The sequence below is a fragment of the Microvirga soli genome, from assembly GCF_016734765.1.
Lineage (GTDB): Bacteria > Pseudomonadota > Alphaproteobacteria > Rhizobiales > Beijerinckiaceae > Microvirga > Microvirga soli.
Window position 1 is genome coordinate 1 of record NZ_JAERQE010000107.1, and the last position, 6037, is coordinate 6037.

Here is a 6037-nt window from a genome sequence, read left to right on the forward strand (position 1 = left end):
CGCGCAATCGGATACTTCTCAGGTCGCCTGAAATCCAGCGCCCGCCTCGTGCCGCCGCATTATTCAGGGCCGACTACCTAAGGACTTCCGGCCCTCACCGATCACCGATGAAGAGGCCGCCGCGATGTTTCACGCAACACTCAACCTGTTCCGCCTGTGAGACATCACAGACGAAGAGGCGGCAACCCTGCTCGGCCTGCCGGTGCGAACGTACCGGCGCTGGAAGGCTGGCGAGATCGGCCGCATTGATCGCGACAGTAAGGCCCGGCTTTCAAACCTCATGGGCATCCATAAAGCCTTGCGAATTATCTTCCGCGAACCGCAGCGTGGCTATGCTTGGATCAGGAAGCCTAACTCTGCATTCACACAAAGATCAGCCCTTGAGGTGATGCTCGGTGGTGAACTCACCGACCTGATGCGCGTACGCCGCTACCTGGACGCGGAGCGGGGCACCTGGTGATCGACACCAATTCGATTCCCGTCCCTGAAGTTAGGTGGCGTGGCTCAGTTCGGATCATCCGCAGCATCTTTCCGCCGATCGATCTTTTCGAGGACATTGCAGACCCAGCCGATTGGCCCCTCATTATATCGGCGGAGCAGAAGACCAATCCGCGCCTGATGGAGACCATCGGCATTCTCGACCTTGTCCCCGAGAAACGCCGCGTCGCCGGCCCTGGCGCGAGCTATCTCATGGCGCCTTTTACCCATGTGAGCACCGATCGACCCAGCCGCTTCAGCGATGGGACATTTGGAGTGCTTTACGCGGGTAACACCTTTGAAGTCGCTCTGTTCGAGACGATTCATCACCACGGACAGTTCATGGCCCGGACGAACGAACCCGCTGGATGGACATCTCGATTTCGGGAAATCGTACTCGAGATCAATGCACATCTTCATGATCTGAGGAGCAACGAGGTCGCCCAATCGGGATTGCTCCTGCCCGGCGATTACAAGCCGAGCCAAACATTAGGCTTTCAGCTCCGTGCATCAGACTCCGATGGAATAGTCTACCCAAGCGTTCGTTATTCAGGTGGTGAGTGTGTCGGGCTGTTCCATCCGGACTGTGCCGCAAATACCATCCAAGGTCGGCATCTCGACTATCACTGGAACGGCACGAAGGTTGATCTCTACCGTGATGCGACCACTGGCCAGATTTTCCGGATCGTGTAGTCACTTAGAGTGAAGATTGCTTCTCAACACCCTCACTCGCGCCTGAATTCCGGAGTAATATGACAGCTGACATAGCTGGAAACGAGATTTTTACTTAACAGGCATCAGAGTAGCTGCGTGGTGTTGCAATCGGCACCGCACACGCCTCGGCTGAGAACCCCGCCCGGTTCATTCAGCCGAGGCGCTCTTTGATTTGCCGTGGTGGCGATAGTGTCGAGGCCGCACATACGAGCGAGGGCACCCATGCCTGACCACAAGATGCTCTCCGGTGAATTGGGCCTGTGGTCAGCGGTGTTGCTGGGCCAGGGTGAGAAGGATTGGGCCGAACTCCTGGACCGAGCGGCCGCCAAGCTCGCCCAGGGTGAGCAGGATGAAGCAACAGCCTCCAGTCTCCGACTTTACGCTGTTGTGGTCGGGCAGAAGAACCAGCCTTCGTTTCAGGCTCTGCTCGAAAAAGCCGCTGACGCCCTGAATTGATCTCACATCCCCTGCACACGAGATGGGCCTGGAAGAAACAACTTTCAGCGGCAGAGACTGTCTCGTCAGGCCGCTTGGCGGACGGAAAGATCCGGAACAACCAGGTACTCATAAGATTTTAGACGACCAGCAGCCGCCTCGAGCCGGCTGCAAAAGCGCAGATGAGCATCTTTGAGAAGGCGCCGCCCTCTTGCACTGGGCTGCGAGGGCCTCATGTTCTCTCCAACCAGCGCGGCCGCGGCCGCATACAGATCATCGGCAGCAGCCTCAATACCGGGATTCCGCTCAAACAGGCGAAGGGCACGAATGAGATGAGAGCAGAGGTCGAGCAGATCAGCACTCTGACCATCCTGCTCAATCCTTCTTAAAACAGGTGCAATCAACGCGAGCTTCTCATCGACTGCATCGGTGAGGATCTTGAACATCATCTGCTTGCCTTGTGAGAAACAGCTCTGTGACCGCCTCAGAGCACGAGGGAAGAATGGGCAAGTATGGTTAATGAGCCGTTACCCGTCTGAACCGTCAGGCAACCTCACCCCATTTGGAGAGTCGGTGGTCGCTCACTCGTGAGAGGCCTTGGAAAATCTCCAGAAGGGCGTTATTTGACTTCACATCCCTCCAATTGCTTTCCTGTCGAAATGACACTCGGCCATGAGACTTGTTCCCAGCCGGAAAGCCCCTCGCGATTGACATAGGACACGCCAGATGCCCGGCATCGCACGTCAGTTCGAGCCGCAGATTACCCGCAGTGGTGGTGCGCCCTCCAAGTACCGCTTCGCCGTCCGCTGCTCGGCCTGTGCTAGCACCGACAGTTATGAGGCTGCTAAGCCCACCAGCAGCGATACGGTCAAGAGCTACTTCAACGACCGTGGTTGGCTGCTCGGCCGGGATCGTTCCTATGATCTATGTCCGGCCTGCCTGGGTCAACCCCGCCGCGACAGCAGGTCAGCCGGCAAGCCCCAGCGGGATACCGCCGACATTCTGGCCCGGCATCTCGGCAAGCCCGAGGCTCTCGCCGCTGAGGTCTTCCGCCCCAAGGAGGCTTCACCATCGAAGCCTCTGCAGCAGCCCAACCTCTCAGCCCCCCCTATCAACCGAAGTTGAGCAGGTTCTGGCCGGGATGGTGGCGGACCTGAAGGGCCTGCGTTCGGCAGTCGAACTCATGGCTGATCAGGTGGGCAAGCTGGTAGCCATCGGCGGTCAGCAGATCGAAGCCATCGCAGGTTTGGCCCCTGCCCTCCTCCAGTCAACAGAAAGCTTCTCGGGCGGTCTCCGGCAGGTGGCCAGCGCCATCCAGATGATACCGCATCTGCCACTCCCTCAGATGGATCATCCGCCGGCGGCAGAGGCTCAGGCCAATCTCGAGCGGACGCAACCCGTTGATGCCAAGCCAGCACCTGAGTCAGTGCCGGATGTTGAGGGGCTGCCACCGCGCTCTCGCCGCAAGTGGCAGAGTAAGGAGCAAGCAAGCCCGATCACATCCGCTGCGGTCGTGGTGAGGTCCATTGCGGACGCCAAGCGTTCGGACAGGTTCTACACCTCGATTCGCCTGCCGCGGAATCTGTGGGACCAAGCCGGATTCGGTCCAGACGACCGTCTCCTGCTGGACTGGAGCGGAAACACCCTGACCATCGAGCATGTGGCTGAGGGGGGCGTCAAGCCAAAGGCCGTTGGGAGCACCTCTGTGGTGCTTCAGTCCTGGAAGCTCGGAAACCTCAACCTTGATCAGACAAAGGTCACCGGCGCTGACGGATCGCTGCGCCTGACGGGAGGACGTCGGCTGACGTGAGATTACAGGAATGAGCCACAGCCACACGTGTTGTTACTAACGAGGATCAGGCGCGAGGCTTGGGCAGGCGTCGGAGTTCCCAGGATGCTTATGCATACAGTTTGAGGTATTGAGCCTCAAACCTGTCGATCGTTAGTAACGCATAAAAACTACGGTATTGAGCTTTCGTCCAAACCCAGAGCCAACAAGGCGCTGGCCAACAAATCACAAGGTTGTTTCAATCTGTTAGCACATTGGAAGGATTGCGCCCTTGCCCAATCCGTTAGTAACGGAGTGTCTGTGCTCGGAAACAGAGCGGCAGATCCGTGAGCGCGCCCAGCGCTGGATCATTCAGGAGCTGCACCACTGGCCATTACCTTTGTAACCCGATTGTGAGCAACGACGCACAATGAGTACGCGTTACTAACGACACTCAAAGTGCACGTTCCACGTCGAAACTACAGTATTGAGCCCAGGTTGGCTCGGACCCAGCACGGCCCAAAAGGATCTGCACTGATGCAACCACCGATCCCAAGAGCAACGAAAAGTTCGACGCACAACATTTGCGGAATTGAGCCCAAGAGTCCCCTGTCGTTAGCAACCCACACAAACTACAGTATTGAGCCTTGGTGTCAGCCGTTACTAACGGCCACAGTATGGCTGGCAAGGTGTGGCAGGCACACGCCAAAGGGAGCATGCAGAGGGTTTGCGGAATTGAGCCTCGACCCTGCCGTCCATGAGTAACCCACACAGTTTACAGTATTGAGCCTCGCTCCCAACCCTGCGCCAGGAACGCCTCGCTTTAAAGGCAAGATGGCATCCCTCGACTATCCGTTACTAACAACGATCAATGCACTCGGGGCAGAGTGAGGGCTGTAGGATCCCGCTTGGTGCCAGATGATGCCGAAGCCGAGAATCGCGACCATTGGGGGCTGTCTTTTGAACAGCATCGCACACTGTGCAAGCGTTACTAACATCGGAACCACACCCCCTGCGTCGAAACTGAGGTATTGAGCCTACGCCGAGTTCCGTTAGTCACGGTCCTGGGGGACCTGCATCAAAGAGCAGCAAAATGCTGAACCCATAACATCTGCGGAATTGAGCCCAGCAGGTTCGAGGCCTTCTGTAGGAAGAGCGCGCGCCGAAACGGTGGAGTTGAGCCACGTCCAGACCCCACGCGAGTTACGCCTGACCACCGCAACGGCCAAAGGCTTTGCTTTGCCTCGACTCCGTGCTGTTAGCTTTTGCTTAACCGTTTGTTAGTAACGCAGTCTTTCCCATGGCCCGTGTGTAACAGGGAGAGGCTCGTGGCTCAGTCCAATGCCGAGCGGCAGCGAAACCACAAGGAACGGCTCAAGCAGAAAGCCGCTGAGGGCATGGCTCTGGCGGAACTGATGCTGGAAAACCAGTACGCATTTGGGGAGCAAATAACCGAGCTCAAGAGTGTCGTGCTCCAGATCGACCGCCAAGCGACGGAGCACGCCCGTCGCGCTGGTATGCTGAGCCTGCCGTCAGAAGAAGTCGAGCGCCTCGCCAGATTGAAAGAATTCTGGTCTGCCGGCGCGGAAGGCAGCACCAAGCCCGCGACTGTGTTTCTCGGCATGTCAGCGCAACAATGGACCACAATGCCTCGTGAGTTGCTGGAGGTGTTCGGCCTGACCGGTATGGCTGCCGAATGGCACCGACACGCCAATGAGAGCATCACAGATGACAACGAGCGGCAGCCTGTGAATGTAGATATTGAGGAGCATCCTGCCCAGGCCTCAAGCCCTGACAGCGAAGAGGACTTTCCTCTCCCAGAGATCACGGAAGGCTCATGGATGCCGCCAGTCGAGCTCGCCTCTCCAAGGGCTCCAGAGCCCCTAGACTTCAAATCATTCATTGAGGCTTATCGACAATGGCTGGACGATTGCTGTCTGCATCCGGCGCGCACACCGGAACGCCAGGCATGGGCGCAGGAGAACCTCTTTCCCTATGATGGCACCCTCTGGAAATTCGTTGCTAGACCCAAGGACATCCCTGCCCCAGGCTGGCGGTTACGTTATGACAGCGAGGACGGGCGGACGCTCACCCAGCCCGCTTAATCGCAGGACAGCAACTCCAACCCAGAACAGATCATAATAGCGAAGCACAGCGACCATTCATGACTGTTGGAGTGATACCTTAGGTGCACCATACGTGCACGGGAGCAGGACAGGCGAAAGATTGCATCTCGTGATCGGTATGTAGCCTGAGGGATTTCCAAACAATGGCTGCTCCCCAGAGTTGAACTCTTGGGGAGGGTTTGGTCTCCTCTGCCTGAATCTGGCTTCAGACAGGACGCGCCGATCTGGCGAGGAAACCTGGCGCAGCACTTTCGGCGACCATCTTAGCCAGCGCCATAGGCCATACAAAGCTCCCAAGCGGCAGGTCAGACATTAGCAGGCCTGCCGCTGACGAAGAGCTTAGTCCTGCCCTGCCCGCCTGGCGCTTGGCTTCTTCCACGACACATAGGAGACATAGGCCAGCCGGATGAACAGCAGCGTCAGGGTCCTCTGCATCGCAATCTGCATCGCAATCTGCATCGCCTGCGGCTCTCCGGTTGCCGGATCATACAGGAGCAGACAGCTCTGGCCCGACTGC

Annotated in this window: 7 protein-coding genes; 6 read left to right on the forward strand and 1 reads right to left on the reverse strand. The window is 57.8% G+C overall.

The genetic code is table 11. The annotated features are described in order from the left end of the window. The first annotated feature begins 163 nt into the window (after positions 1-163). The 3 genes from JKL45_RS29050 (at position 164) to JKL45_RS29060 (ending at position 1647) form a co-directional block, all read left to right on the forward strand. A complete protein-coding gene (locus JKL45_RS29050) occupies positions 164-460 on the forward strand; it encodes an antitoxin Xre/MbcA/ParS toxin-binding domain-containing protein (protein ID WP_312897055.1) in 297 nt (98 codons plus the stop codon). Then, positions 454-1170, forward strand: a complete 717-nt coding sequence (locus JKL45_RS29055) for an RES family NAD+ phosphorylase (RefSeq protein WP_201865248.1) — start codon at positions 454-456, stop codon at positions 1168-1170. Before JKL45_RS29050 ends, JKL45_RS29055 begins: the two co-directional genes overlap by 7 nt. Before the next feature lie 243 nt (positions 1171-1413). Next, entirely contained in the window at positions 1414-1647 is a 234-nt protein-coding gene (locus JKL45_RS29060) for a hypothetical protein (RefSeq protein ID WP_201865245.1), read from the forward strand. 65 nt (positions 1648-1712) lie between these two features. On the opposite strand, the gene JKL45_RS29065 is transcribed toward JKL45_RS29060, so the two are convergent. After that, positions 1713-2075, reverse strand: a complete 363-nt coding sequence (locus JKL45_RS29065) for a hypothetical protein (protein WP_201865246.1) — start codon at positions 2073-2075, stop codon at positions 1713-1715. A 277-nt stretch (positions 2076-2352) separates the two neighbouring features. On the opposite strand from JKL45_RS29065, the gene JKL45_RS30375 reads away from it, so the two are divergent. From JKL45_RS30375 to JKL45_RS29075, 3 genes are all read left to right on the forward strand, one after another. After that, the gene (locus tag JKL45_RS30375; protein ID WP_246499107.1) at positions 2353-2751 is read left to right on the forward strand and encodes a hypothetical protein; all 399 of its coding nucleotides are present in this window, start codon (positions 2353-2355) and stop codon (positions 2749-2751) included. Positions 2752-2767: 16 nt separating this feature from the next. Then, positions 2768-3436 carry a hypothetical protein gene (locus JKL45_RS30380; protein ID WP_246499108.1) on the forward strand — a complete coding sequence of 223 codons (669 nt, stop codon included), beginning with the start codon at positions 2768-2770 and terminating at the stop codon, positions 3434-3436. A gap of 1286 nt (positions 3437-4722) precedes the next feature. Continuing rightward, positions 4723-5499, forward strand: a complete 777-nt coding sequence (locus JKL45_RS29075) for a hypothetical protein (protein WP_201865247.1) — start codon at positions 4723-4725, stop codon at positions 5497-5499. Positions 5500-6037 lie beyond the last annotated feature (538 nt).